Origin of the sequence: Marinobacter sp. (assembly GCF_041690455.1) — a bacterium.
Lineage (GTDB): Bacteria > Pseudomonadota > Gammaproteobacteria > Pseudomonadales > Oleiphilaceae > Marinobacter.
In genome coordinates this window covers 1-26901 of record NZ_JAWLHI010000043.1, presented here as the reverse complement: position 1 = coordinate 26901, position 26901 = coordinate 1, and the positions used below count along the sequence as shown (strand labels likewise).

The window sequence follows — 26901 nt, the reverse complement described above, 5'->3', positions numbered from 1 at the left end:
CAGACAACTCGATTAGCTCAAACCTGTTCAGGGAGGACCTAATGGAACACAGGCTCAGCAAACGCGTCCCCGGTAAACTTTCAATTCTGGTCTATAAACGTGGAATGCCCGTCGCCACGGGACAGGTCCGCAATGCCTCACGCAAAGGGGTTTTTGTTACCACAGATTTTGATGATGTGACTCTGAACCAGACCCTCGAACTTGAACTTTGCTACCCGGAAAAAACCGAGAAACCGCTTCGTAGACTCAAAGCCCAGGTTGTCAGGAAGTCGACCAAAGGGCTGGGGCTTGATTTTGATGGTGCGGAGAATGACGCTTCGGGTATCTCCAAGCTTCTCAACTGGCTGGCCAGCCACTACGCAATAATCAACTACGATTCTTCCCCGAAATATCGTGCCTAATGATTGATTCCTACGGAGTTTTTATGGACAGACTGAAAGGCAAGGTCGCTGTTATCACAGGCGGCTCACACGGAATTGGCGCAGCGGCAGTTACCAGGATGGCGGAGGAGGGCGCCTCCGTGGCGATCCTGGATTGCCTGGACGATGAAGGTAATGCCCTGGCCAAAAAACTCTCCGGCGAAGGTCACCAGGTTGCCTACTGGCATTGCGACGTTGGTGATGAGGAGAACGTGAAGACGGCCATTAACGAAGCGGCCGACAAGCTCGGCCATGTGGATGTGCTGGTCAACAACGCAGGGATTGCCGGCCCGAACAAGCCGACCCACGAACTGACCGAGGAGGAGTGGGACCTGGTCCAGAAGGTTAACGTGAAAGGCGTGTTCTTCTGTACCAAGCACGCGATCCCCCACATGAAAAAGGCCGGGCGCGGCAGCATCATCAATATGTCTTCCATTTACGGCCTGGTCAGTGCGCCGGATATACCTCCTTACCATGCTTCGAAAGGCGCGGTACGGCTGATGACCAAGACCGATGCCATGCTCTACGCACCGGACAACATCCGGGCGAACTCCATCCATCCCGGCTTTATCTGGACTCCGATGGTGGAAGGCCACCTGAAAACAACAGGCGATGACCTGGAGGCAGCCAAGGAGGCCACAGCGGCACTCCACCCCTTGGGGCATATGGGCGAACCGGATGATATTGCCTGGGGCATCGTATTCCTGGCTTCCGAAGAGTCCAAGTTCATGACCGGCAGCGAACTGGTGATAGACGGCGGATACACAGCACATTGACCATTTAAGCAATAAGCAGCGACAACGGGATTTGGACACCAATGACATTAGCGGCCTACAGGCCAAGGCAGTTGCCCGAGGCCCTGAGTGGTTTGTTCACCCTTGCCCTGGATCTGAGGTGGAGCTGGCACCATGGTAGTGATGTGCTTTGGCGCACCCTGGATCAGGAAACCTGGGACAGTACCCGGAATGCCTGGCTCGTGCTCAACAGTGCAGCGGGCGATCGCCTCGACGAGCTCAGCCGGGATCCGGACTTTCTGGCCCGGTACCGGGAGCAGATGGATGCCCACGAACGGTTCGTCCGTGCCAGAACCTGGTATTCCGAGGAGTGTGAGAATGAACTTGACCGTGGCATCGCCTTTTTCTGTATGGAATACGGTCTGAGCGAGTCACTGCCGCTATACAGTGGTGGGCTCGGGGTACTCGCTGGAGATTATCTGAAGGCGGCCAGCGATCTTGGTGTCCCCGTGACTGCTGTTGGACTGCTATATCAGCAGGGCTACTTCCGGCAGGGCATCAGTACCGATGGCGAGCAGCTGGAGTTCTACCCCTACAATGACCCTACCATGCTACCGGTATCGCCGTTGCGGGATCAGGATGATCAGTGGCTGCGGGTAATCCTGCCTTTGCCGGGCCGGGACGTGCGCCTGAGAGCCTGGGTCGGCCAGGTGGGGCATTGTGAGCTGTTGCTTCTGGACAGCAATGACCCCCGCAACGAACCCGGGGATCGGGGTATCACCAGTGAATTGTACAGTGGTGATCCGGAAAAACGGCTGCAACAGGAGATGGTCCTCGGCATTGGTGGCTGGCGTTTGCTGCGCGCCCTGGGCCGGGATCCGGTTGCCTGCCATATCAACGAAGGGCATTGCGCACTGGCCCTGGTTGAACGGGCTTTCGGATGGGCCAGTGACAACGAGCGCGATTTCGATACCGCCCGTACGGCAACCCGGGCAACCAACCTGTTCACCACCCATACCTCGGTGGCCGCCGGCTTCGACCGCTTTCCGAGGCGGCTGGTACAACTCTACCTGAGCCCCTGGCTGGCTGGACAGGATCTGACCGTGGACCAGTTGATGGACCTGGGCACCCACAACTCGGACCAGGACACGACCGGCGATCCGTTACTGAATATGGCCTGGCTTGCGCTCAACATGAGCGGGCGCGTCAACGGCGTCAGCAGGATTCACAGAAAAGTCTCCCAGACCATTCTTCAGGACTTCTTTCCCCGTTGGCCGGCAGATGACATACCGGTGGAATACGTTACCAACGGCATTCACACGCCCAGCTGGGATTCCGCCGAGTCTGATGAGCTGTGGACCCGCGCCTGTGGCAAGGATCGCTGGCGTCGCCCGATGGAAGCCAGTTGTCCAATGAGCGGGATTTCCGACCAGGACCTGTGGGACATGCGCCTCGCCCAGAGGAAACGCCTGATCCACTACCTGCGCCAGCGCCTGGCGAGTCAGCACTGTGAGCACAATCCGGGAAACGACCCCGCGTCGGCTTGCGGCCTGCTTCTGGACAACGAAACCCTGACCCTGGGCTTTGCCAGAAGGTTCACGGACTACAAGCGGCCAAACCTGCTATTGAACGACCCTGACCGGCTTCTGGCCCTGCTCAATCACCGGGATAAGCCGGTACAGATCGTGCTGGCCGGCAAGGCTCACCCTTATGACAAGTCCGGTAAGGAGCTGATCCGTCGTTGGAAGCAGTTTTCGAGATTGCCGGAAGCCGAGGGCAAGGTTGTGTTCATTGAGGATTATGACCTGGGCGTCGCGAGTCAGCTGGTCCAGGGTGTGGATGTCTGGCTCAATACCCCGCGCCATCCCTGGGAAGCCTGTGGTACCAGCGGCATGAAAGTGCTGGTGAATGGGGGGCTGAATCTGTCCCAGTTTGACGGTTGGTGGGCGGAGGCCTGGACCCCGGATGTGGGTTGGGCCATCAGGCCGGGTGCCACCTTCGAGGAACTCAGCCATACCAATGACCACGACGAATCCGATGCCCGGCAACTGTTCGATCTGCTGGAAAACCAGGTGGTTCCTGCGTTTTACCGGGTCGACCAGGAGGGCCGGCCGCGGGACTGGATCACGATGATCCGCGCCAGCATGGACCAGTTGACGCCACACTATTCCGCCAACCGGATGGTTCGGGAATACGTGGAGGATTTCTACCGGCCGATGGTTGCGCTGGGCAGGCAGCGGGATCCGGAAGCGGCACACGCCCTGGTCGAGGAATCCCGCGAGATCAATGCCCACTGGTCCCGACTCCGGTTTACCTCAATTGACGTTGAGGAACAGGATGGGCAGCAGACCTTCACGGTAGACGTCTATCTGGACGGAGTGCCGGCAGATCACCTCGGGGTTGAGCTGGTGGCGGAAGCCTCGGAATACGGTTCAAGGCAGGTTCATGTCATGAACCGCAAACAGGCCATGGAGGGATCGGCCCGGGGCTGGATCTACCAGTGTACTGTTCCGGCACGCCCGGAAGGCCACTACACACCCAGAATCCGGGTAAGGGATGATCGCCTGAACCTGCCCCTGGAGAACGCCTCGATTCTCTGGCTGCGTTAGGGTTCAGCCCCGCCAGAACGCCGGAGACAGGACAATAATTACACTGAGAATTTCAAGCCGGCCCATCAGCATCCCGACAGACAGGACCCACTTGGCCGCGTCCGGTAGCGGACCGAAATTACCCGCAGGCCCGATAATCTCGCCCAGGCCCGGACCGACATTGGTCAGGGAAGTGAGCGCACCGGACAAGGCGGTCACGAAATCCAGCTGCATGGCTGCCAGCGCGACGGTGATCAGAAGCAGGCACAGCAGGAATATGAAGGTGTAGGCGATCATCGAGGATATGATCTCGTCGCTTACCGCACGACCGTTGTAGTTCCGGGTCAGCACCGCCCTGGGGTGCAGCAGACGCATCAATTGTTCCCGAAGGATGATCAGGGACAACTGGAATCGGAAAATCTTCATGCCGCCGGCGGTTGAGCCGGAGCAGCCGCCGACAAACATCAGGAAAAAGAACAGGACGAACGCCAGCGGCCCCCAGGCACTGTAATCCTCGGAAGCATAACCGGTCGTGGTGACGACGGATGTTACGTTGAACAGCGTGGCGGCGTAATTGTGTATTGGATCGAACGGAACCGGCGAGACCCACCAGCGGTAAAGCGTCAGCAATGCCGGAACGATCAGCAGGATGGCCAGGAACATCCGCACCTGTTGGTCCCGGAATAACACACCGTGTTGGCCGTGCAATTCCCGTACGAACAGGAAAAAGGGCAGGCTGCCGATGATCATGAAGAGCGTGGCTTCCATGAGAATCAGGTCATTGAACTTGCCCATGGAAAGATCAGAGGTGGAGAATCCACCGGTCGCGATACTGGTCAGCCCGTGGTTGAAAGCATCGAACAGGCTCATGCCGGATGACCAGTAAGTCAGGACCGCAATCACCGAAAAGGTTACGTAGACGAACAGCAGGCCCCGGCTGAGGGTTTTCATCCTCGGCAGCGCCTTGTCAGTCCACTCGGAGGATTCGGTGGCGAACAGGCGCATGCCGCCCACCCGCAGGAACGGCAACACGGCAACGAACATGCCGATAATCCCGATACCGCCGATCCACTGGAGTATCGAGCGCCAGAGCAGCAGATCCCGGTCCATGTCGTCCAGCCCGCTCAGAACCGTGGCACCGGTCGTCGTTATGCCGGATGTGCCTTCGAAAAAGGCATCCGCGGCGGACAGGTGCAGGTCACTCAGGTAAAAGGGGAGGGACGAGAAGAGGGCAATGATGAACCAGCTCGAGACGGTGAGCACAAACATGAAGCGGGGCTTCAGGTCCCGTGGCTGGTTATAGGTGGTGACAATACCGAGCACGCCGAGACCGCAGACAATGGCCGCCGATTCCGCAAACGCCATGGCATTGGGCGCTTCGGACCCGGCAAGAAAAATCACCGGTAACGTCATGAATATGCTCAAAAGCACAAACATAACGCTGACAATAAAGATGACAGGGCTTAGGTTTCTCAAAAGGATGCTCTGGCCAGCTGAACCGGAAGTCCGCGCCAGAATACCTGCAGGCCCCGCCTTCCGCAAGGCAGACAAGGCCTTAGCGCGCGATGAAGCCGAGATTAAATCGGAGTAAATAACAGGTAAATTCGGATCTTTACTATGGCAAATAACGTGGGGTTGGTGCATTTTCAGTGATGAACACCGAAAAATCGGTTAAGGAGAACAAGTCATGACACGTACAAAATCACTTGCACTGGCGCTGGCAACCGTTTCAGGTGGCCTTCTGGCAACGGGCGCGGCTCAGGCTCAGGACATGTACAAATCCGGTGTTGGCGGGCTTTATGCCGGCCTGAATTATACCTTTATGAATGCGGAGCTGGGGCCTTACGATGCTGATGTCGGCACCCTCTCCGGTAAGGTCGGGGTGATGGCAACCCCCTTCCTCGGTATCGAGGCCCGTGCCGGCTTCGGCGTTGATGATGACACGATCAACGGGGTCGATGTTTCCGTAGACAACTTCTACGGCGGCTACGCCACGTTCAACCTGGCCAATGAATCCCCGGTAACGCCGTATGCGGTCCTGGGTTTTACCCGGGTTGAGGCGGAAGTCGGTTCTGTGGAGGACGATGATTCCGACGTTTCCTACGGTATCGGCGCCAACATGGAGTTTGCCCCGAACCTGTCCGGTAACCTGGAATACATGCGTTACTATGACGACGACAATGTTGAGCTCGATGGCCTCGGCGTAGGCATCCAGTTCAACTTCTGATCGTTGCTCTGATTTAACGAATCGGGAGTCGATTTGAACCATCTTGCCCACGTATTCCTCGCACCGGATTCCCCGGAAGCCCGCGTGGGCAGCATTCTTGGTGACTTCACCCGGGGCGTCGAACTCTCGGCGCTTCCCGGTGAAGTCCACCGGGGAGTCCGTCATCATTTTTCGGTGGATACCTTTACTGACCGCCATCCCGAAGTTCTCGCTTCCAAACGGCTTTTTTCGTCACAGCGCCGACGGTTCGCCGGTGTCGCGCTGGACATACTCTATGACCATTTCCTGCTGAAACACTGGCACAGGTTCAGTGACCATGATTGTGACCGTTTTATCGAGCGCACCTACCGGGAGCTGAGCGAAAACCGCCATTTGATGCCACCACACATGGCGCGCGTAACGGCGAGGATGGTGGATTATGACTGGTTCGGAGCCTACCAGGACCTGGAGAACATAGGGCAGGCGCTGGACCGGGTCGCCGCCCGCATCCGGTTTGCCAACCGGTTTGAGGGGATGATCGAGGAAATCCATGATCATCAAGCGGAGCTTGAGGAACGGTTCCTCAAATTTTTTCCAGTTCTTCAATCTATTGCGAAGGAGTTTTAATGCGGATTCTGACTACTGTTCTGCTGATGTTTTCGCTGGCAGCCACGTCCGTCATCGCTGAGGAACCAACAGGTACCGAGGACGGAGTCCCCGAGACGCTCGGTTTCGTCGAGTGGGTGGTCATGAAAGATACTCGCCTGAGGCTCAAGGCCCGGCTTGACACCGGAGCGAAAACATCGTCTCTGCATGCGGTGAATGTCGAGGAATTCACCCGCAACGAAGAACGGTGGGTCAGCTTTGAAATTCCTTTGGGAGACCACGAAGATCAGCCGACGGAGGGTGAGTTCAAGCATGATGATGTGGTGATCGTGCTGGAACGCCCGGTGCGCAGGACGGTACTCATCAAGCGCAAGGGGGCACCATCCCAACGCCGCTATGTGGTCGATCTGGAGTTCTGCATCGCAGGTACAATGCACACTACCCAGTTCTCGCTGACCGATCGCGGCAAGTTCTCCTACCCCGTACTTCTTGGCCGCCGGTTCATGCGTGACGACAACATCCTGGTGGACTCATCCGACGGCTTCATCGCCAGCAAGGAGTGCGAGTACAGCACCCTGGAAGAACTGGCAGCCGAGGAGCAGGTGAGAGTAGGTCAGTAGGTCAGCGAATTACCCTGACGGGACACTAGCTGCCACCAAGCGCCGCTTTCTCCATCTCAAGATAAACGCGATAGGCGTTGGCCTTGTTGGACGCGTCGAAGGCCGGCAGGCCCTCGTAGCGGGACCAGTCGGTTGCCGCATAGGCCTCCTCGAACTGTACCCAGTTTTCAACTGCGTCGCCCATCTGCTCCCGCACATACGCCAGATAGTCATAGGTGAAGTTGAGGGCTTCCATGGCATTCTCCGAAGCTTTGCCATGGCCGGGAATCAGGATCTTCGGTTTCATTTCCCGAACCTTGTCGATGGCTTCCATCCAGTTTTTGGTGTCGACTTCGGAACTGGCCAGGTAGGGCACGCGCCCGTTCTGGATGATATCCCCGGAAAACAGCACGCTGGCAGGCTGCACCATCATCAGGCTGTCATCGGTCGAGTGGGCGGGGCCGGCATGAACGATACGGAACTGGTAACTTCCCGATTCCACCAACGTTTCGTCCTCGAAGGTTACATCCGGAGCGACAACTCTGGTGTTGTCATCAACCCAGGGTGAGAGTGCCTGTTTGCGTTGCCCCAAACGTTGCCCTGCATCCGGGCTGTTGATATAGACACTGGATGTCTCCTGGGCGATAACCTGCGCATCCGTCAGATCCTTGAAAGCCTGAAGCCCATAAACGTGGTCTGCATGATAGTGACTGATCACGACATGAGAGATAGGCAACTCCGTCTTTTCGTGTATTTTGTCGATCATCGCGGCGCCAAGGCTTGGCGTCCCGAGCGCATCGAACACCACGACACCATCCTCGGTGATGACAAAGCCCGCATTCGCAGTAAAGCCTTCATTCTGCTTCCCCGGAACCCCGGATTGGCCGGCAAAATAAAAGACATTGTCCACACTCACCGGTTCAGCCTCGAACGGAATCGAGAGTGGGGCATAGCCCGGCGCAGATCCGGCGGCCATGGTTCCGGAAGCGATCATCATTGCGCCGATTAATCCCGCACTTCTGATGCTGGTTTGCGTTTTTTTTGCCCGCATTTCGACCTCTCCTTTGTAAATTTTGCCTGCCATGTAAGTGCCTGTATTGGCATTGATTTACGTCAAATTAATAGCATCTGAAGCAGGACTTTTACGACGAACGTCCTATGAATCCGGATTCAAAAACCACTTGTAACCTCCTATCTAGAGGTTTACAAATAAATTATATCCTTATAACAGAAACAACAAGACCGCACCTCAGTCCCGCACTGATTGTCGGCCGGTTGCCCGAGAAGGCATCGAAGGAGGAGAAAAACAATATGCTCGGCAAACTCCGCCGACTCAACCAGGATGCGTCCAAAATAGCCCTGGAAGAGTCAGAACGCTTACCCTCAGAAGAACGCAGACGTTTTCTCAGAAGCGGACTGTTCACCGCAGGCGGTGCCATGGTTGGAGGTGCTCTCGCAGGCATCGCACCGAAGGCACTGGCTTCGACACAGTTTCCGCCCGAGATTCCGCCGTGGACCCGTACCCTCGGGGCAGGTGTGGTCACCGATCCCTACGGTGTTCCATCTCCGTTCGAGAAAGATGTCATACGCCGGAATGTACCCTGGCTAACGGCAGACAAAGTTTCTTCCATAAGCTTCACCCCGCTTCAACACCTGAAAGGCATCATCACTCCAAACGGTCTTTTCTTTGAACGCCACCACGCCGGTCGGCCGGACATTGATCCCCAGCAACACCGCCTGATGATTCACGGTCTTGTGGACCGGCCGATCATCCTCTCCATGGAAGATCTGCAGCGATTCCCCAGCGTTTCCCAGATCAATTTCATCGAGTGTCCCGCGAATGGCGGCATGGAATGGCGTGGCGCCCAGCTCAACTCCCTCCAGTTCCTGCATGGCATGGTGAGTTGCGCTGAGTGGACCGGTGTCCGGCTCTCCACGCTGCTCCAGGAAGTCGGAATCAAGCCGGAGGGCAAATGGTTGCTGGCCGAGGGCGCTGATGGTGCTGCCATGACCCGGAGCATTCCGCTGGAGAAGGCTCTTGACGATGTCATCGTCGCTTATGCCCAGAACGGTGAAGCATTGCGACGGGAACAGGGCTACCCCATCCGCCTGGTGGTTCCGGGCTGGGAAGGTAACACCCACGTGAAGTGGCTGCGCCGCCTGGAAGTGGGCGACAAACCCTGGATGCAACGCGAGGAAACATCCAAGTACACCGACCTGATGCCCGACGGCACCGCCCATGGTTTCACCTGGGTCATGGAAGCCAAATCGGTGATCACCTCGCCATGCCCTGAAATGCCACTAAAGAACAAGGGTGTCTGTCAGATCGAAGGCCTCGCCTGGAGCGGTAGCGGCAAAGTGAAAGCGGTCGATGTTTCGGTTGACGGCGGACAGAACTGGCAACAGGCGCAATTACGCGAGCCGGTGATGTCCAAATCCCTGACCCGGTTCTCCCTGGAGTGGAAGTGGGATGGTAATCCTGCACTGCTGCAATCACGGGTCATCGATGAGACCGGATATGTGCAACCGACGCTGGCCCAGCTCAAGCAGGCCCGGGGCACCAATTCGATCTATCACAAGAACGCGATCCAGACCTGGAAAGTCAACGGAGACGGGAGTGTGGTCAATGTTCAGCTTTCATAAAACTCCACGCCTGCTCGCCAGTACCTGTTGTGGTGTGATCCTTGCCTCAATGCCTATCCTCGGTGCGGCCGAGCAGACCGGATATTACGGCTATGGCGAATCTGCAACCGATGAACAGATTGCAGCCTGGGATATTGATGTGCGTCCGGACGGCATGGGGCTGCCTGAGGGCAGTGGCAGTGTCGATGAAGGCATGGCTGTTTTCGAGACCCATTGTGCCTCATGTCATGGCGCCTTTGGTGAAGGCATGGGCCGGTATCCCAAGCTTGCAGGCGGGGATGGCAGCCTCACCGAGGACCGCCCGGAGAAAACCGTGGGCAGTTACTGGCCCTACGCCTCCACGCTCTGGGACTACATCCACCGGGCCATGCCGTTCTTCGCGCCGCAATCCCTGACGGATGACCAGGTTTACGCCGTAACGGCCTATGTTCTCAACCTCAATTACATAGTGGAAGCCGACTTCGTGGCTAACAAGGAAACACTCCCGCAGGTGGAGATGCCCAATCACGATGGCTTCATCTGGGAAGACCCGCGACCAGTCGTGAACAACGAGCGTTGCATGGAGGACTGCAAAGAGGAGGTCACCGTATCCGACTCGGCTGCGGGCAAGAACCTGACACCAAGCACAACCGGCCCCCTCGACGAGGGGATTACAGAATAAGAAGGCTGAACCGGAGCAACAGCTCCAAAGAGTGCCGAGGAGGAATGCGTGATGCGAAAAGGGTTAATTTCCGTGTGCTTGACCACACTCGCACTGAGCGCCACAGCGCCGGTGTTCGCCGAACCGACCCAGGCTGATATCGATCGGGGCAAAGAACTCGCATACAGCCGGAAGGACGGCAACTGCCTGGCCTGCCACAAGATGGACGACGGCAAACTAACCGGGAACATCGGCCCTGAACTTGCCGACATGAAAGCCCGTTTTCCCGACCGGGAAATGCTGTTCAAACGCATCTGGGACGAAACCCAGTTCAACCCGATGACGGTCATGCCGCCATTCGGACGACACATGATCCTTAGCAAACAAGAAATCAACCGGATCATCGATTACCTGTACACGCTTTAAATGCGGAGGAGGAGTTACCGTGACTGACCAAAGGCGAAGAGGCTTTTTGAAGGGGATGCTGGGTGTCGGCGTTGCCGGCTTTGCACTGGGTTCCGGCATTGTGCCACTGCGAGTCGAGGCGGCGACTGCCCCCGATGGGTCTGATTGGCCGGAGAAGGCGTTCAAGACCCCCGGCGTGGATGAAACCATTGCCGAACTCTATGGGATGGAGGCCAATGAATCCGACCAGATCACCATGGATCTGCCAACGATCGCGCAGAACGGTGCCGTGGTGCCGGTGAGCGTCGAAACCACACTTCCGAACGTGACTGGTATCGCGTTGCTGGTAGCCAAGAACCCGAATGCTTTGGCGGCCTATTTCGATATTCCCGAGGGCACCCTGCCGTTCGTGTCGAATCGCCTGAAAATGGCGGAGACGACAGATGTGGTAGCGGTGGTCATTTCTGACGGCAAAGCCTACAAGGCCACACAGAACGTGAAAGTCACCGTTGGCGGCTGCGGCGGCTAACAGTAAAAGGACAGGAGAACAATAATGGCGTCCAGTATCAGAGTACGTGCAGTAGAAAATAACGGTGTGACAGCGCTGAAAGCCCTGGTCCGACACCCCATGGACTCAGGCTTTGTAAAGGATTCGGCAGGCAATGTCATTCCTGCCCACTTCATCAAGGTTCTGACCATTTCCCACAACGGCAAGAACGTGTTTGTTGCCAACTGGGGCCCGGCGGTATCCAAGGATCCATTCCTCGAGTGTCGATTCAAGGGAGCCAAGAAGGGTGACGAGCTCACCATCAGCTGGATCGATAACGAGGGCGCAAGCGATTCAACCACCGCAACGATCGCCTGAAGATGGTCGGCGGACAGGAACCTCCTGAGCCGCCGAAAAGGAGGATTGGACATGCTTAAAGCGAAAGTCATTCTGGTCGCTCTAGGGGCGGCGCTCGCGGTGCCCCAGGCACTGGCGGGAGCGACACCTGAAGAAGACCGGAAAGAAACGGTTGAATACTTCAAGCAGATGTTCCCGGATGTGCCATTCGAGGAATTCGTGAACGGCCAGTACGCGCTGAACGACGACCGCCGCAAACAGTGGGAATCCATGCAGGATTTCCCACCCTACGAATTTGCGGTAGCCGAAGGGCAGGAGATGTTCGAAACGCCGTTCGCCAATGGCAAGACCTACGCCAGCTGTTTCGAGAATGGTGGCATCGGTATTCGCCAGAACTATCCCTACTTCGACACAGAAAAAAACGAGGTGATCACGCTTGAACTCGCCATAAACCGATGTCGCGAGTCCAATGGTGAGGAACCCCTGAAATGGAAAAAAGGGGCCATCGCGTCGATTTCCGCTTACATGGCATCCACCTCCCAGGGCAAGCCCATCAACATCAAGGTGCCGGACGATCCCGATGCGTTGGCTGCCTACCAGGATGGCAAGGAGTTCTATTACAGCCGGCGGGGGCAACTGAATTTCTCCTGCGCAAGCTGTCATGTACAGAATCCCGGCAAATGGATCCGGGCAGACTTCCTGTCGCCAACCCTCGGACAGCCGTCGAACTTCCCGGTACACCGCTCCAAATGGGGTGAGCTGGGCACGCTGCACCGGCGTTTCGCCGGATGCAACAACAACGTTCGTGCGGATCCGTTGCCGGCACAGAGTGAGGAATACCGCAATCTCGAGTATTTCCTGACCTACATGAGTAATGGCTTGCCAGTCGTCGGGCCGGCAACACGGCCATAGTCAGGAACGCAGAGGGAGAAACGCAATGAAAAAACCTTTACTCGCAATCGGTATCTCGCTTGCCCTGTCTGTTCCGCTGGCCGCCCAGGCGGGTCCGAAAGAGGACTTTCAGGAGGTTTACTCGAAGGCCCAAAGCACCCATCAGGATGCCGGAACCTTTCAGTGGACCGTCACCGGCGACCGTCTGAAAGCCGCGAAATCCGCAGCCGGTAATGGCGAATATGAAAAGGCCATTGCCATGGCCAATGAGGCTCTGAAGCTCGCCGAGGAGTCCGTCGCCCAGCGTAAACAGCAAAAGGAGGTATGGCGCCAGGTCGCCATAGGCAACTGACTCCGTGCGCCGAACCTGATCGGCTTCCCCGGCGCGGACCCGGGGGACGCCGGTCACCTCCAATAACTACAAAGAAAGGAGAGTGCAGTGACAATTTCCCGCAGAGACTTCCTGATGGCAATGCAAGCGGCAGCCGTAGCCGGGCTTGCGCCGAAACTTGCTTTGGCAAAAGGTGGCGAGGGACTGTACGACGCACCAAAGTTCGGCAATGTCCGACTGCTTCATCTCACCGACATCCACGCCCAGCTGTCACCAATACATTTCCGCGAACCCAACGTGAACCTGGGGATTGGGGCCAACAAAGGCAAGGTGCCGCACCTAGTGGGACAACACTTCCTGGATCATTTCGGCGTTCCCCTGGATAGCCGTCGATCCCATGCCTTTACCTATCTCAATTACACTGAAGCCGCGCAGGAATATGGCAAGCTGGGCGGCTTTGCACACCTGAAAACCCTGATTGACCAGCTCCGGGAACAGGCCGGTGCCGGCAACTCCCTGTTGCTTGACGGCGGTGACCTCTGGCAGGGCTCCGGCACAGCCTACTGGACCAATGGCGAGGATATGGTCGAAGCCAGTAACCGTCTTGGCATCGATATTCTGACCGCGCATTGGGAATTCACCTATCCGGAAGAGCAGATCCGTAAGAATCTCAGTGCCTTCAAGGGCGAATTTTTGGCCCAGAATGTTTTCCTCTCCGATGAAGCCATGTTCATGGGCGCAGAAGCCTATGACGAGCCCAGCGGCCGGGTCTTCAAGCCATACACCATCCGCGAGCTCGGTGGTAAACGTGTTGCCATCATCGGCCAGGCCTTTCCCTATACACCGATTGCCAACCCGTCCTATTTCATTCCTGACTGGCGCATGGGCATTCGCGAGAACGAGATGCAGGCGCTGGTTAACGAAATCCGTGAGAACGAGAAGGTCAATGCCGTCGTGGTGCTCTCCCACAACGGCATGGACGTTGACCTGAAGATGGCCAGCCGCGTTACCGGCATCGATGCCATTCTGGGCGGCCATACCCACGATGCCGTGCCGCAGCCGACAGAAGTCAGCAATCCGGGCGGCAAAACGCTGGTCAGCAACGCCGGCACCAATGGCAAGTACGTTGCCATGCTGGACCTGGATATCGGCAATAACGGAGTTCGGGGCTATGAATACAAACTGCTGCCGGTCTTCTCCGATCTGATCAAGCCGGATCCCGACATGGTCAACTTTATCCAGGAAGTCCGTGCGCCATACATGGACAAGCTTGGAGAGAAGCTGGCCATCGCGGACGAGCTGCTCTACCGGCGGGGCAATTTCAACGGCACCATGGATCAGGTGATCTGCGATGCCCAACGCAAGGTGCTCGATGCCCAGATCTCCCTCTCGCCCGGTTTCCGTTGGGGGACCACGGTGCTCCCGGGTGATCACATCACCATGGATGACGTGATGAACGCCACCGCGATCACCTATCCGGAAACCTACGTCCGGGAGATGTCCGGTGCGGATCTGAAACTCATCATGGAAGACGTAGCCGACAACCTGTTCAACAAGGATCCCTACTACCAGCAGGGCGGCGACATGGTGCGCGTTGGTGGCATGGATTACACCTGTGACCCCACCGGCTCCATGAACGGCCGTATCTCGGATATGCGCCTCGACAATGGCGAGCCCATCGAGGCCAACAAGATGTATAAGGTTGCTGGCTGGGCCACCGTGAACTCAAGGGCACCGGGACGGCCGATCTGGGATGTGGTGGCCGATTATCTGCGGTCAGAGAAGACCGTGAAAATTGACAAGTTCAACACCCCGACGCTCAAGAATGTGGAGGGCAATCCGGGGCTTGAAGACTACGCAGGATAAGCCATGAACAGGAATTTCTTTGCCGGATTCAAGGTAGCGGTGCTGGGCCTGATGCTCTTTGTTGCCGCGGCCATACTCCATGCGGAACCGGTGAGCGAGAGCAAGCCGTTTGCCGAGAAATTCCTGCTCATGCAACTCAGTGATGGTGAGCCTGAAAAGCAGAACAAGGTACTGAGCGTTGCCGCAAACCTCATGGAATATTATGGCCCGGATGCGATTGATATCGAGATAACCACCTTTGGGCCCGGTGTTCGTCTGATGTACGCAGACAACAGCCGTCGGGAAAGAATCAACAGCCTCATGGCCCAGGGCGTCCGGTTCACCGTCTGCATGAACACAATCAACACCATCGAAAGGGAGTCGGGAACACGCCCCGAACTTCATCCTGAAAGCATCCCGGTCGACGTAGGAGTTGCCCATATCCTGGACGTGGTCGAAGAAGGCTATGTGCTTGTTCGCCCATGATCGTCCCTCTATATAAAGGAAGCATGTCATGAAGACCAAGCTGTCAAAATCCCTGATGTTCGTCTCAGCCCTCGCCGCCAGTGGTATCGCCGGCGCCCAGGGCAGCGACCAGCCGGTCATGGTCGAGATCAAGAAACTGTCCATGGATACCGCCCTCACCATCGCCAAAACGGCGATCGATGCATGCCGGGAGGAGGGCGTTCAGGTTTCGGTAACAGTCGTTGACCGGGGCGGGCATCCCCAGGTGGTGTTGAGGGATGTCTTGGCCATGGATCTGTCTCTCGATGTCAGTTACCGCAAGGCGTACACCGCCATGACCTTCACCAGCCCGACTTCGGCGCTTGAGGACCGTTTCACCGGCCCGTTTTCTGTCGGCAAGGTGGATAACGTCTTGCTCTCGGCCGGGGGCGTTCCTATCCAGGCGAGCGGTGAAACCGTCGGCGGTGTCGGCGTAAGTGGCGCACCTTCCGGGGAGACCGATGAAATGTGTGCCCAGGCCGGTGTCGCGGCTGTGGAAATGGACCTGGAAATGGCGTCCTTCTGATTGTTTTGATTTAAAATTCGCCGGGAATCAAAATGCTACGAAGTATTCTGAAAGTTGTTTCCCCAATACTTCTGCTGCCTTCGTTGGCGGTATCGGCCAGTTACCCGGACGCCGTTCAGGTCCTGATCGATGAGGGCCTGAAGATTGAGGCCAGCTTTGAAGCGCCGGGTGGCCTTAAAGGCTTTGTCGGCCGGAGGAACGGACACGCGGTTTCGCTATACCTCATGCCGGATGGCGAGCATGTGATTATCGGCAAGATGGTGGACGGGTTTGGCCAGGATCTGAGTGCGAACCACCTCAGGAACTGGCTCCCGAAACCGGATCTGACCGGAGCCTGGGAAACCCTGGCTGATTCCTCGTGGGTTTCGGAGGGTCCCAGTGATGCCCAGCGCATCGTCTATGTCTTTTCCGATCCCAACTGCGGTTATTGCGTCGCGTTCCGGGAGAAGGCGCAGCCATATCTGGAGCGCGGTATCGAGTTGCGCCACATCATGGTCGGCATCATCCAGCCTTCCAGCCTGGCCAAGGCAGCCAGCGTACTTGGGGCGGAGAACCCGGTGCAGAAGCTTGAATTCCATGACAGCCAGTTCCCCAGGGACTGGCTGGAATCCGAAGAAAATGTGCCGAAAGACCTGAGGGAAAAGGTTCAGAGCAACAATCAATTGATGGAGGCCCTGTCGGTGGCAGCGACTCCATCGGTTTTCTACAAAGATCCGGACGGAGAAATACGCAAGATCGTCGGCCTGCCTGATGACTCGGCGTTATCCGAAGCGGTTTTCAGGTATCCGGAATAGAGTGGCTATTCGCTCCGGATTATTAGTACAAGGAGAATAACAATGGGTTTTCGAGGACTGTTACTGGCGTTATTTATCATTCCCGGGTTTGTCGCTGCTGCAACCAATGGCGTTCCCGAGCAACTGGAGCTCACCAAGGTTACCGACCGGGTCTACTCGGCTATCGGTGCAACCGCGCCGGGCACCTACGAAAACCACGGTCATAATAACAACCTCAGCTTTATCATCACCGAAAAAGGTGTGGTGGTGTTCAACGGTGGTGACAACTATCTACTGGCCAAATCCTTCCATAACTCCATTCGCAGCATCACCGATAAAGACGTCAAATACGTGGTGAATGAAAACGCCCAGGGCCATTCGATGCTGGGCAACAGCTACTGGCGTGACCAGGGCGTTCCGATCATTGCGCAGAACGAAGCCATCGCCGAATTCGAGCATCAGGGTGACGTTAAACTGGCCTCCATGCAGCGCCGGATGAAGGATAAGGGTGAGGGAACCTACGTTGCCGTGCCCGACATCGGGTTTGATGAACGCTACGATCTGGAAATGGGTGACTTAACCATCGAACTGCACTATTTCGGCCCGGGCCACGCTCCGGGAGACATTGCTCTGTGGATACCCGACGAAAAGCTGGTGATCACCGGTGACCTGGGTTTCCATCAACGCCTGCTGGCTGTGTTTGAGGATACCGAGACGGGCGCCTGGATCGAGTCATTCGACAAGATGACCGAAAAACTGGACCCGAAGATCGTCATTCCGGGGCACGGCGAGCCGACCACCATTGATGTGGTGACGAAGGAAACCCGGGGCTACCTCGTCTTCCTGCGCAACGCCGTGACCGAAATCCTGGAGCAGGGCGGTGGACTGGACGACGCCTATAACATCGACCAGTCCCAGTGGTCCTACCTCGATACTTTCGAGGAACTGGCCGGCAAGAATGCCGGGCGGGTATACCAGGATCTGGAGTTTGAGTACTTCTGATCCTCAGTCAGATCTCTGCAAATCCTTGAGCGCGATGGTGTATTCGCCTTTCGCCGGATCAAATCCGATCCGGTAGGCCGCGGGATACCAGGCCGGATAACTGTATCTCTGCGGCTTTTTGACCGGTGTGGTTGAATCCGCGAGGGACTGCAAAAAGGCGAGAGAAACCATCGGCTCCACAAACATCAGCTCACCCTTGTAATAGCCATAAATGAAGTTATGGCTGAATGGCTGACCGTGGAACTCGCCACCGGCAGGATCCAGACCATGCATCCCCATCCTGTCCACGGCGGCATCCGGCGGGATCACGTACCCGGCAGGAACCAGCTGTTCATCCGGTGCGGCCATCGCAAGCTCACGCCCCTCGCCATGGAAGGTAATGGCCTCGCGTTCCTCGTTCCGGATCAGATAAAAATGCACATCAAAATGCGGGACCGAATACACCCCCTCGGGAATGTGACCGGCCGGATTCCAGTCAAGGACGACATGGTCGTAGCCGGTTCGCGGGCCCGCCTCCGGCATGGCGATTGCGAATTCCCAGACAGGCTTGTTGGCGTCGAATGGCGGCAGCCCCTGCAGAGCGTCTTTAGTCATTAATACCGATACCGACTCCGGCTCGTTCCGGGCATTGGCTGTAACCATTACCCAGGCTGCGCCATTACCCACGGCCACGGGTACACCGATGAAAACATTTGGTTCGGCCGCGAACACAACACCGGCAAAACCCCACAGGACCATCAGCCGAAGCCAACGGATCGGGTAACAGGAAGAAAGAAGCGATTTCATGAGGTTGCTCCTCCATGAGGATAGTGCCTTGCAGGCACCGTCAACGGCCGGAATGGCCAATGAGCCACCGCCCTTCGGGCTTATTCAGAGGAGATCACAAGTGGCAGGCGGGCTGACAGCAGGGGAACGCATTCCATCCGCACGCTTGTCCTGACTACTACCACCAGAATGGGATTTGGCTGGATTGATCAATATATCACCAGAAGTGGCCGGCGGGTGAGTGCTTTTTTCTGCCTTAGCAGGGTACTGATTCATACGTAAAAGCTGCTACTTCGCCGACGTTCAGGGCAGGAAGTAGTGGTTTCTAAGCATCTGTTTGTCAGAGGGTAAGCATTAGAATAGTTGCCTATCGACTATCAAGGCACGATTCGTTTGCCCCAAACCCCAACAGGATGATTAGAGACCATGAAAACAGCTGCTACCTGGTTCAAAGGTTGGCGTATGAAGCGCAAATTTGTACGCCTCGTAGAGAACACCGACCCCCGTCTGCTTCTGGATGCGGGCGTTTCGCCGGAAGTTGTCGAAGCAAGACTTCGGACACCGTTCTGGAAGTTCTGATTACCGCATTTTTTGTTGGGCATGAATAAAGTAGGCCGGGGCAATTGATTTGCCACCGGCCTGATTTAATTGCCCAATTCCAAGGCTTTCACATTTTTTCTGCGCGCATATCCAGAATCCAGTTCACCAGCTTTCTTGCTTCCTTCTCACTCACTTCTGCACGGGCGTCCATTTCAGGCATTTCTGCGGAGCCCCAGTGATCCTCGCCGCCCGTAAGAACGACCTGAACCAGTCGATCCGCATCGTCCTTGGTATATTTCTGGGCCATGCTCTGGAAAGAGGGCGCGCGGGGAACCTCTTCGCTGGTGGTGTGGCAAGCCATGCATTGTTTTTCTTCAGCCAGTTTCATGGTGCCTTTTCCGTGGGAGTCAGCCAGTACCGTCACTGAGCCAAGGGAAAGGCAAACGCAGCCTGCCAGCGTGATTGATAAGTTGGTCCGTTTCATATCTGCTTCCTTTCGTTTAATCCTGGTTTAATCGCCCGAGATTACTACCAATGGTATTGACCAAGACTTCGACCTCTTGACTAAAATTAGATCAGGAACCCCCGTTATTCCAGCCGGTGCCGCCATCCAACCTGACTGTGTTAGTCTTTTGGAGGTTATGACAGGGAGCTAGCGAGCCCGAACCTCGGACAAGGTAAAAGGAGTACCGATGCAGCCGGCGCCGGCGTCACCTATTGCAACCTTTGCTACCCGTGCAGTTATTCTCGCCGGGGTCTGGTGGATGTTAACTCTCGGAGACTCCTCAGCCTGGGGGTTCGGGGCGATAGTGATTGCATTGGCGGCGGTACTATCCGTGCTCCTGTTTCCCCCTTCCATCCATCGGCTTCGTCCGCTGGGACTGTTGCAGTTCATGGTTTACTTCCTAGGCCACTCGGTGGTCGCCGGCGTTGATGTGGCGAGGCGTTTGCTGACACCTTCACTGCCCATCAAACCCGGAGAGATAACGCTCTCACTTCGTCTGCCGGAAGGTGGCCCTCGCTGGTTGCTTGCAAACACCCTGTCGCTGATGCCGGGGGCTCTCAGCGTACACATGGAAAGTAACCAGCTGACGGTCCACTGCCTGGACACCAGTGCCGATATAGAACCTGGCGTTCGGCAGGCGGAGTTTCAGGTCGCACGAGCCTTCGGAATCTTCCTGGGTCCGCAGGAAGGAGTCAGATTATGACAATGGTCTTGTTGGGTGTTGCTGCGTTTCTCCTGCTCACGTTGCTCCTTGCCCTGATCCGGATCTGGCGGGGGCCCGAGGCAGCTGACCGGATGCTGGCGTCCCAGTTATTTGGAACCACCGGTGTCGCCTTTTTACTCGTACTTGCATACGCCCATTCGTGGCCGGCCCTGATGGATGTGGCATTGACCCTTGCCGTTTTGTCGGTGCTGGCCGTGGCAGCCTTTGTCACACGCGTGGTCAGGATTGATCGGGACGACACGTCAGGGGAGTCAGGCAATGGTGAGTCCAGGAAGGAGCCTCATGCTTGAAGGATTTGTGATTGCGGTTCAGTTGGTTCTGCTGCTCTCGGGCTGTGTATTTTTTGCATTGGGCAGTCTTGGTCTATTCCGTTTCCCCGATACCCTTACGCGTATTCATGCACTGACCAAGGCGGATAACCTTGGCTTGGGCTTTATTGTGCTGGCGTTATTGCCTCTGGCACCATCCTTCGCCGCCGGCTTCAAGACACTGCTGATCTGGATTGTTGCATTGGCAGCAAGTGCCACCTCAGCTCACCTTGTGGCGCGAGCAGTCCATGGCAGTATCACGGATGGTTCCGGGACAGAGGAAGATGATGGCTGAATGGTTGCTGGACATCGTGCTCGTGATCGCTCTGTTGGTAACAGCCGGGAGTGTCCTGTGGTCCCGTGACCTGTTCCGGGCTGTTGTCTTCTTTATTGCTTTCGGTTTGCTGATGGCCCTGGCCTGGGTACGCCTGCATGCACCCGATGTTGCGCTTGCCGAAGCAGCCATCGGGGCCGGACTGACGGGGGTGCTGTTGCTGGACGCCGCCCGGCATCTTTCCAACAGGAAGTCCGGGCGGAAAAATCGTGGAGGAGGGCAGTCATGAACCGGGTATTGCGCACCTCGCTTGTCGCTTCAGCCTGTCTTGCCTTCGTTGCCGGCCTCGCTTTTGTTATCCGGGAGATTTCGGCAACTGCCACACCGGTCGACCTGCCAGCGCGGCTGGCAGAGAACCTTGGGCGGAGTGGTGTCGAGAACCCGGTTACGGCCGTGCTTCTGAACTTTCGCAGCTACGACACCCTGCTGGAAATCGGTGTATTGGTGATTGCCGGCATTGCCGGCATCTCCGTGGCCAGAACGTCCTCCCTGGAAGACCCGGAGCTTCGCACGTCGGATGAACTGCTCTATGCACTGCAACGCTGGCTGATACCTCTGATGCTTTTGCTCGCCGGATACCTGCTCTGGGCCGGATCCGATCGCCCCGGAGGGGCTTTTCAGGCAGGGGCTGTTCTGGCTGCGAGCGGGATTCTGATGCGACTCGGAGGCATTCCAATGGACTTTCTGCGCCCGGGATTAATGCTTCGGCTTGGACTCTCGCTGGGCTTCGCGGTGTTCCTGCTGGTTGCTGTGGCGAGTGCTCTACACGGGGGTGAGTTTCTGGCATATCCTCCTGAATTGGCCAAAACTCTGATTGTTGTGATCGAGACGGTTCTGACGCTTTCTATTGCCATGGTGCTGCTGGCGCTGTTTGTCTCTGCACCGGTCAATGATGCAGAGGAACCGGAAGAGGGCGGCTCCGGATGACGCCGTCCCTGTTGTACGCCTTCGCAGGTGCCGCTTTGTGCGGCATTGGCCTGTTCGGTTTTATCCTCATCTCGCACCTGTTGCGTAAGTTGCTGGCCTTCAATCTCATGGGTTCCGGGGCTTTCCTGGTACTGGTCGGCCTTGCCCAGCATCGCTCCGGACCCGATCCGGTGCCGCAGGCACTGGTGCTTACCGGCATTGTGGTTGCCATTGCTGCCACCGCACTGGCGGTAGTCTTGATCCGCCGCTATTACCACCTCTCCGGAAAGACTTCCCTTGAGGGCCCTGCCCAGGACACACCGCCGGACCAGGCCCGGGGGGCTCGGCACGAATGACTCTCTGGTTGATGGCCGGTTTGCTGTTCACACCGCTTGCCTGGGCAGTTCTGACTCTGCTTGCCGGGTTCAGACGGGGCAGGACAATAACCTGGCTGGGAATAGTGATCCAGGTATTGGTATCCCTGGCGCTCTGGGCCGTTGTTGCCGGCGAGGGCGGCTTCCAATATCCACTCGGCGGCTGGCAGGCTCCCCTGGGAATAGAACTGCGAGTGGATGGCCTGGCGGTGACGTTTGTCATGCTGACCGCGCTGGTGGCAGCGGCATCGGGCCTGCACGCCGGATTCTATCTGGACCCGGACAAACAGTGGCACCGGTATTTCTGGCCGTTGTTCTGGTTTCTCTGGGCCGGCCTGAATGTCGTCTGGCTGGGGAATGATCTGTTCAACCTGTACGTGGGCCTGGAGCTGATAAGCCTGTCGGCGGTTGGCCTGGTTGCGCTTGGCGGGCAGTCGGAAGCCTTAAGGGCTGCTCTTCGTTACCTGATGGCCGCATTGCTGGGTTCCCTGGCTTATTTGTTGGGTGTCGCTCTGTTCTATGGCGAGTTTGGCAGTCTCTCGCTCTCGGGGATTGCATTCGCATTGAGTCAGGACAGCGCCCAGGATGGCGCTGGTTTCGCCCTGGTACTGATGCTCTTTGGTCTGGCGCTGAAAACAGCGCTGTTCCCGATGCACCGCTGGTTGCCACCCGCTCACGGTATCGCAAGGTCACCGGTCAGCGCTCTGCTGTCAGCCCTGGTGGTAAAAGGGTCGTTCTATATCGCGGCACGGCTCTGGCTTGAGCTTGGGGCGCCCCTGGGTTCACTTGCCCTCGCTCAGTTGCTCGGATTACTGGGCGGTATGGCGGTGTTCTGGGGTGGTTGGCAGGCGTTGCGGCAGCCGAAGCTCAAGCAGGTTGTGGCGTACTCGTCGGTCGCGCAGATCGGGTACCTGTTCCTGTTGTTCCCGCTCACCTGGAATACCACTGAGGTGGCGGCACTGCAGGCACAGCAGGCCATGACCTTGCAGGTGATCAGCCACGCTCTGGCCAAGGCTGCGATGTTTCTTTCCGCCGGAAACCTGATCATGTCGGTGGGCAGCAATCAGGTGAATGCGCTGGCCGGTGTCAGCCATTTTCTACCATTTTCGCTGTTTTCATTTGGTCTTGCAGGGGTATCGCTTATGGGCTTGCCGCCCACGGGCGGTTTCGCCGCAAAATGGATGTTTCTCCAGGCAAGCCTGGCCACTAGTCAGTGGTGGTGGCTGGTGGTGCTTCTGGGCGGGGGATTGTTGTCTGCGGCCTATGTGTTCCGGGTGTACCGAGCCTCGTTTGTCGAAGACTCCAATATCGATCATTTCTTTCATCCTGCCCGCCGCCTTGAGATCATCCCGATGATCCTGGCGCTGCTTTCCCTGGGACTTGGCCTGATGGCCGAGCCGGTACTTTCCGTGATGGCACTGGCGTTCGCCAACGGGGAGGGCACATGACTGCCAGCGCGTTGCTACCGGTTTTTGCGCTGATGACATCCCTTACTGCGGCCGTCATCATTTTCACGCTGCCTGAGCAAAAACACCAACTTCGAACCGCTGTAAACCTCACCGCCGCAGTGATGAAGCTCCTGCTGGTCGGGTTGATGATCTGGGGTGTGTTTCAGGGTAACGAGTACGGGATTTCCTTTCCCATGGTCCCCGGGGTGGAGTTCATACTCCGCGCGGACGCCCTTGCCATGTTGTTTGCGGGACTTTCGGCGGCACTGTGGCTGCTGACCACGGTGTACGCGGTGGGTTATCTGGAAGGGTCTCCGAATCGAAGTCGTTTCTTCGGTTTTTTCAGTTTGTGCGTGGCAAGCACCATGGGTATCGCCCTGGCCGGCAACCTGTTCACTTTCTTTCTGTTCTACGAGATGCTCACGCTCTCCACCTATCCGCTCGTGGTGCACCGCGGTACCCCACAGGCACTGCGGGCCGGGCGCACCTACATCATCTATACGCTCACCGGGGGCGCGGCTCTGCTGTTCGGGATCGCTTTGCTCCACAATTTTTCCGGGGACCTGCCATTCCGACCGGGCGGTCATTTTGAGGATATGGCGCCTGACCTGCAGATACCTTTGACCATCGTTTTCGTGATTCTGATTGCCGGTCTGGGCGTAAAAGCCGCCATAGTGCCGCTGCATGGCTGGCTGCCAGTGGCGATGGTGGCTCCGGCGCCGGTTAGCGCACTGCTGCATGCAGTTGCTGTGGTAAAAGCGGGGGCTTTCGGCATTGTTCGAGTGGTCTTTGAAATCTACGGTCTGGAAGCAGCAAGCGCGTTGGGCTTGTTATCGGGGTTGGCCGCCATTGCTGCGTTCACGATTGTCTATGGCTCCGTAAGGGCGTTGAATCAAACCGACTTGAAGCGGCGCCTGGCGTTTTCAACCGTCAGTCAGGTGTCTTACATCATTCTGGGGCTTTGTCTAGCCGGGCCGGTGGGCGTGGCCGGCGGCCTGGTCCATCTGGTACACCAGGGCGTCATGAAAATCACACTGTTCTTTTGCGCGGGCAACTACGCGGAAACCCTGGGAATACACCGGATAGATGAACTTGATGGAGCAGGGCGGCGAATGCCGGCTACGTCTGTGGCCTTCACCCTCGCCGCATTTGGCATGATCGGAACACCACCACTGGCGGGATTCATCACCAAATGGACCATGGGGACCGGGGCCCTTGCCGCTGGTATGGACTGGGTGATTGCCGTGCTGGTGGTCAGCAGCCTGCTCAACGCTGCGTACTTTCTGCCGGTACTGAACAGAATCTGGTTCCGCGAAAAGAAAGATGCGTGGCCCGAGGAACGCCAATGGGGCCGCTTTGAAACCAGCGCCTGGCTGCTATGGCCTTCGCTGATTACTGCCGCCTTGCTGATATTGGCAGGCTTGCTGGCCTCGGCGTCATTCAGTCCGCTGGGATGGGTCGAGCTGATTGTCGCAAGGGAGGTGGACTTGTGATGATCACCGCGCCACTGCTGCTGATGACCGTGATTCTGCCTTTGGCTTCTCTTTTGTTAGCCTTCAGGTCCCGGTGGCAAGAGATTTACCGGTACAGCCTGCCTCTGCTGCCAATTCCGGCAATACTGGCGGGCCTGATGGCCGAGCTCGATAACTGGCTGGAGCTCCCCTGGTTACTCATTGGCGGAGTGTGGGGGCTGGATGAGCTACGGCAAACCTTTCTTCTGCTCACGTCCGTGCTCTGGGCAACGGCCGGTATCTTCGCTGTTGGCTACCTGACTCCACGCAAACTACGCGCGTTCTGCGTGTTCTGGGCCCTCACGCTAACCGGAAATCTGGGCCTGATAATCTCTGTGGATCTTGCCAGTTTCTACAGCTTCTTTGCCCTGATGACCTTTGCCGCTTACGGACTGGTGGTTCATGAGAGCACCGACGAAGCCAACCGGGCAGGGCGGGTCTATCTCGCCATGGCCGTGGCCGGCGAGATGGCCCTGCTCACCGGTCTGCTGATGGCGGCCCAACAAGCCGACAGTATGCTTCTGGGACAGTTGCCTGCCGCCATTGCCAGTTCAGAACAGCGCTGGTTGATCATTGCTTTGCTGGTCTCAGGCTTCGGGGTAAAAGCGGGACTGCCGTTCCTTCACTTCTGGCTACCTCTGGCGCATCCCGTTGCGCCGACACCGGCCAGTGCTGTGCTCAGTGGTGCAATGATAAAGGCAGGATTACTTGGTTGGCTCGTTACGCTGCCGTTTGGCGAACTGTCGTTGCCGACCTGGGGCAACACGCTGGTGATTCTTGGTGCAATCGGGGCTCTCGGCGGCGCAGTGCTGGGACTAAAACAGGTTCGTCCGAAAACCATTCTGGCTTACTCGAGCATCAGTCAGATGGGGCTTATTACCCTGATGGTTGGCGCTGCCATGGCAAATACCGCGCAGGCGGCAACGCTTTTTTCTGCCATCGCCTTGTATGCTTTGCACCATGGCCTGGCCAAAGGTTGCCTGTTTCTTTCCACAGCAGTGGAGCTGCCGGCTGAACGCCGGTCCCGCTGGCTCGTTTGGCTGTTGATTGGATTGCCCGGTCTTTCACTCGCGGGCCTGCCGTTTACCAGCGGGGCAGCAGCCAAATTCGCTATGAAGAATGCCTTGAAGCCTGAGCAATATGAATTCGCCATGGCGGAATATTTACCTCTGATAATGTCCGCCGGCGCTGTTGCCACCATGCTCCTGATCTGGCGATTTCTCTGGGCCCTCCATCAAAGCGCTCAGACAGGGAATAACCATCGGTTCAAATGGCTGGGCTGGGTGGCAGCTTCAGTATGCAGCCTGGTGGCATTCTGGTTTTTACCGGGCGCCCGGTCCACGGCAGGACATTCCTGGTTCGCGGTGACACCAAGTGAAGCCTGGAGTCTGATCTGGCCAATAGCGCTGGCAACGGCGATCGCTGGGGCATGGTGGTTTGTGAGGGGACGCAATGACACTGGTATTAGCTGAGTCTGGAGGGATTCGTTTTAAAAAAGGTTTCGGGGAGCATTTATCGTATTTAACATAATATACATTATGCGCAGTAGTGGATTAGTCCAGCCAGGAAATCAGGGCACCACACACCTCTCCAAAAATCCATAAAGAACGGTAGCCCAAGCCATGTTCTTCACACCTATCAACAATCCCCGGGGTCAGATCGGGGTCTGATGAACGCTTTCATCTGACCCCTTATTATTCTCCGCAGTGAACTCGGTGCATTGTCGCTATTCCGGACCCTGATGAACCCTGGCATCAAAACGCCAATTTCATCTTCCGCACCCATCTCCTTTCACAAGTCGCCTAATTCCGGGGTCAGATGAAAGATTTCATCAGACCCCTTTTCCTACAACAATCCCCCGGAAAAACTCCGAGCCGAAGAAACAACGAAGTGCATCAAATCCAACATGCCCAGCGATCCCACCACCGGG

32 protein-coding genes are annotated in these 26901 nt (G+C 57.1%); 28 read left to right on the top strand and 4 right to left on the bottom strand.

What is annotated here, in order from left to right; all coding sequences use genetic code 11:
* Positions 1–41: 41 nt before the first annotated feature.
* Genes ACESMW_RS11935 through glgP form a run of 3 tightly spaced genes read left to right on the top strand, consistent with a single transcriptional unit; the run spans position 42 to position 3762 of the window.
* Positions 42–401, top strand: coding sequence for a PilZ domain-containing protein (locus ACESMW_RS11935; RefSeq protein ID WP_372987255.1), 360 nt, complete (start codon positions 42–44; stop codon positions 399–401).
* Positions 402–424: 23 nt separating this feature from the next.
* Positions 425–1195 carry an SDR family NAD(P)-dependent oxidoreductase gene (locus ACESMW_RS11930; RefSeq protein WP_372987254.1) on the top strand — a complete coding sequence of 257 codons (771 nt, stop codon included), beginning with the start codon at positions 425–427 and terminating at the stop codon, positions 1193–1195.
* A gap of 41 nt (positions 1196–1236) precedes the next feature.
* Positions 1237–3762: an alpha-glucan family phosphorylase gene (glgP, locus tag ACESMW_RS11925; RefSeq protein WP_372987253.1), complete on the top strand. Its 2526-nt coding sequence runs from the start codon at positions 1237–1239 to the stop codon at positions 3760–3762.
* Positions 3763–3765: 3 nt separating this feature from the next.
* Here glgP and ACESMW_RS11920 read toward each other — a convergent pair whose 3' ends face one another.
* Positions 3766–5178: a TrkH family potassium uptake protein gene (locus tag ACESMW_RS11920; protein WP_372987262.1), complete on the bottom strand. Its 1413-nt coding sequence runs from the start codon at positions 5176–5178 to the stop codon at positions 3766–3768.
* A 250-nt stretch (positions 5179–5428) separates the two neighbouring features.
* On the opposite strand from ACESMW_RS11920, the gene ACESMW_RS11915 reads away from it, so the two are divergent.
* Genes ACESMW_RS11915 through ACESMW_RS11905 form a run of 3 tightly spaced genes read left to right on the top strand, consistent with a single transcriptional unit; the run spans position 5429 to position 7173 of the window.
* Positions 5429–5968 carry a porin family protein gene (locus tag ACESMW_RS11915; RefSeq protein WP_372987252.1) on the top strand — a complete coding sequence of 180 codons (540 nt, stop codon included), beginning with the start codon at positions 5429–5431 and terminating at the stop codon, positions 5966–5968.
* 33 nt (positions 5969–6001) lie between these two features.
* Complete coding sequence (locus tag ACESMW_RS11910; protein ID WP_372987251.1) at positions 6002–6574, top strand: ACP phosphodiesterase; 573 nt, start codon at positions 6002–6004, stop codon at positions 6572–6574.
* A complete protein-coding gene (locus tag ACESMW_RS11905; RefSeq protein WP_372987250.1) occupies positions 6574–7173 on the top strand; it encodes an ATP-dependent zinc protease in 600 nt (199 codons plus the stop codon). The genes ACESMW_RS11910 and ACESMW_RS11905 overlap by 1 nt, the downstream gene beginning before the upstream one ends.
* A 25-nt stretch (positions 7174–7198) precedes the next feature.
* On the opposite strand, the gene ACESMW_RS11900 is transcribed toward ACESMW_RS11905, so the two are convergent.
* Positions 7199–8149, bottom strand: a complete 951-nt coding sequence (locus tag ACESMW_RS11900) for an MBL fold metallo-hydrolase (protein ID WP_372987249.1) — start codon at positions 8147–8149, stop codon at positions 7199–7201.
* 314 nt (positions 8150–8463) lie between these two features.
* On the opposite strand from ACESMW_RS11900, the gene soxC reads away from it, so the two are divergent.
* The 12 genes from soxC to ACESMW_RS11840 all read left to right on the top strand — a co-directional run bounded on the left by soxC (position 8464) and on the right by ACESMW_RS11840 (position 17556).
* Positions 8464–9795 (top strand): sulfite dehydrogenase, encoded by a 1332-nt coding sequence (gene soxC, locus ACESMW_RS11895; RefSeq protein WP_372987248.1) that lies wholly within the window; start codon positions 8464–8466, stop codon positions 9793–9795.
* Complete coding sequence (locus ACESMW_RS11890; RefSeq protein WP_372987247.1) at positions 9779–10456, top strand: c-type cytochrome; 678 nt, start codon at positions 9779–9781, stop codon at positions 10454–10456. The genes soxC and ACESMW_RS11890 overlap by 17 nt, the downstream gene beginning before the upstream one ends.
* A gap of 51 nt (positions 10457–10507) precedes the next feature.
* Positions 10508–10861, top strand: coding sequence for a sulfur oxidation c-type cytochrome SoxX (gene soxX / locus ACESMW_RS11885; RefSeq protein WP_372987246.1), 354 nt, complete (start codon positions 10508–10510; stop codon positions 10859–10861).
* A gap of 19 nt (positions 10862–10880) precedes the next feature.
* A complete protein-coding gene (gene soxY, locus ACESMW_RS11880; protein ID WP_372987245.1) occupies positions 10881–11369 on the top strand; it encodes a thiosulfate oxidation carrier protein SoxY in 489 nt (162 codons plus the stop codon).
* 24 nt (positions 11370–11393) lie between these two features.
* Complete coding sequence (soxZ, locus tag ACESMW_RS11875) at positions 11394–11705, top strand: thiosulfate oxidation carrier complex protein SoxZ (protein ID WP_372987244.1); 312 nt, start codon at positions 11394–11396, stop codon at positions 11703–11705.
* A gap of 51 nt (positions 11706–11756) precedes the next feature.
* Entirely contained in the window at positions 11757–12596 is an 840-nt protein-coding gene (gene soxA / locus ACESMW_RS11870) for a sulfur oxidation c-type cytochrome SoxA (RefSeq protein WP_372987243.1), read from the top strand.
* A 25-nt stretch (positions 12597–12621) separates the two neighbouring features.
* The gene (locus ACESMW_RS11865; RefSeq protein ID WP_372987242.1) at positions 12622–12927 is read left to right on the top strand and encodes a hypothetical protein; all 306 of its coding nucleotides are present in this window, start codon (positions 12622–12624) and stop codon (positions 12925–12927) included.
* 87 nt (positions 12928–13014) lie between these two features.
* Positions 13015–14772 (top strand): thiosulfohydrolase SoxB, encoded by a 1758-nt coding sequence (gene soxB / locus ACESMW_RS11860; RefSeq protein WP_372987241.1) that lies wholly within the window; start codon positions 13015–13017, stop codon positions 14770–14772.
* A gap of 3 nt (positions 14773–14775) precedes the next feature.
* Positions 14776–15237, top strand: a complete 462-nt coding sequence (locus ACESMW_RS11855) for a hypothetical protein (RefSeq protein WP_372987240.1) — start codon at positions 14776–14778, stop codon at positions 15235–15237.
* A 28-nt stretch (positions 15238–15265) separates the two neighbouring features.
* Positions 15266–15781: a GlcG/HbpS family heme-binding protein gene (locus ACESMW_RS11850; RefSeq protein WP_372987239.1), complete on the top strand. Its 516-nt coding sequence runs from the start codon at positions 15266–15268 to the stop codon at positions 15779–15781.
* A 32-nt stretch (positions 15782–15813) separates the two neighbouring features.
* Complete coding sequence (gene dsbG, locus ACESMW_RS11845; RefSeq protein ID WP_372987238.1) at positions 15814–16575, top strand: thiol:disulfide interchange protein DsbG; 762 nt, start codon at positions 15814–15816, stop codon at positions 16573–16575.
* Positions 16576–16617: 42 nt separating this feature from the next.
* A complete protein-coding gene (locus ACESMW_RS11840; RefSeq protein WP_372987237.1) occupies positions 16618–17556 on the top strand; it encodes an MBL fold metallo-hydrolase in 939 nt (312 codons plus the stop codon).
* Between the two features lie 3 nt (positions 17557–17559).
* On the opposite strand, the gene ACESMW_RS11835 is transcribed toward ACESMW_RS11840, so the two are convergent.
* The gene (locus ACESMW_RS11835; protein ID WP_372987236.1) at positions 17560–18342 is read right to left on the bottom strand and encodes a DUF5602 domain-containing protein; all 783 of its coding nucleotides are present in this window, start codon (positions 18340–18342) and stop codon (positions 17560–17562) included.
* 405 nt (positions 18343–18747) lie between these two features.
* Between ACESMW_RS11835 and ACESMW_RS11830 the strand changes: the two genes are divergently transcribed.
* Positions 18748–18900, top strand: a complete 153-nt coding sequence (locus ACESMW_RS11830) for a hypothetical protein (RefSeq protein ID WP_372987235.1) — start codon at positions 18748–18750, stop codon at positions 18898–18900.
* 88 nt (positions 18901–18988) lie between these two features.
* On the opposite strand, the gene ACESMW_RS11825 is transcribed toward ACESMW_RS11830, so the two are convergent.
* Positions 18989–19345 carry a c-type cytochrome gene (locus ACESMW_RS11825; RefSeq protein ID WP_372987234.1) on the bottom strand — a complete coding sequence of 119 codons (357 nt, stop codon included), beginning with the start codon at positions 19343–19345 and terminating at the stop codon, positions 18989–18991.
* 208 nt (positions 19346–19553) lie between these two features.
* Here ACESMW_RS11825 and ACESMW_RS11820 point away from each other — a divergent pair, with 208 nt between their 5' ends.
* The 9 genes from ACESMW_RS11820 to ACESMW_RS11780 are packed head-to-tail and all read left to right on the top strand — an operon-like array spanning position 19554 to position 26443.
* Positions 19554–20069 carry a Na+/H+ antiporter subunit E gene (locus tag ACESMW_RS11820; RefSeq protein ID WP_372987233.1) on the top strand — a complete coding sequence of 172 codons (516 nt, stop codon included), beginning with the start codon at positions 19554–19556 and terminating at the stop codon, positions 20067–20069.
* Positions 20066–20380 carry a monovalent cation/H+ antiporter complex subunit F gene (locus ACESMW_RS11815; protein WP_372987232.1) on the top strand — a complete coding sequence of 105 codons (315 nt, stop codon included), beginning with the start codon at positions 20066–20068 and terminating at the stop codon, positions 20378–20380. Before ACESMW_RS11820 ends, ACESMW_RS11815 begins: the two co-directional genes overlap by 4 nt.
* Positions 20373–20693 (top strand): cation:proton antiporter, encoded by a 321-nt coding sequence (locus ACESMW_RS11810; RefSeq protein ID WP_372987231.1) that lies wholly within the window; start codon positions 20373–20375, stop codon positions 20691–20693. The genes ACESMW_RS11815 and ACESMW_RS11810 overlap by 8 nt, the downstream gene beginning before the upstream one ends.
* A complete protein-coding gene (locus ACESMW_RS11805) occupies positions 20683–20961 on the top strand; it encodes a Na(+)/H(+) antiporter subunit B (protein WP_372987230.1) in 279 nt (92 codons plus the stop codon). The genes ACESMW_RS11810 and ACESMW_RS11805 overlap by 11 nt, the downstream gene beginning before the upstream one ends.
* A complete protein-coding gene (locus ACESMW_RS11800; protein WP_372987229.1) occupies positions 20958–21659 on the top strand; it encodes an MnhB domain-containing protein in 702 nt (233 codons plus the stop codon). The genes ACESMW_RS11805 and ACESMW_RS11800 overlap by 4 nt, the downstream gene beginning before the upstream one ends.
* The gene (locus ACESMW_RS11795) at positions 21656–21994 is read left to right on the top strand and encodes an NADH-quinone oxidoreductase subunit K (RefSeq protein ID WP_372987228.1); all 339 of its coding nucleotides are present in this window, start codon (positions 21656–21658) and stop codon (positions 21992–21994) included. The genes ACESMW_RS11800 and ACESMW_RS11795 overlap by 4 nt, the downstream gene beginning before the upstream one ends.
* Positions 21991–23460 carry a complex I subunit 5 family protein gene (locus tag ACESMW_RS11790; RefSeq protein ID WP_372987227.1) on the top strand — a complete coding sequence of 490 codons (1470 nt, stop codon included), beginning with the start codon at positions 21991–21993 and terminating at the stop codon, positions 23458–23460. Before ACESMW_RS11795 ends, ACESMW_RS11790 begins: the two co-directional genes overlap by 4 nt.
* Positions 23457–24953, top strand: a complete 1497-nt coding sequence (locus ACESMW_RS11785) for a complex I subunit 5 family protein (protein WP_372987226.1) — start codon at positions 23457–23459, stop codon at positions 24951–24953. The genes ACESMW_RS11790 and ACESMW_RS11785 overlap by 4 nt, the downstream gene beginning before the upstream one ends.
* Complete coding sequence (locus tag ACESMW_RS11780) at positions 24953–26443, top strand: complex I subunit 5 family protein (protein ID WP_372987261.1); 1491 nt, start codon at positions 24953–24955, stop codon at positions 26441–26443. The genes ACESMW_RS11785 and ACESMW_RS11780 overlap by 1 nt, the downstream gene beginning before the upstream one ends.
* The last annotated feature ends 458 nt before the right edge of the window (positions 26444–26901 follow it).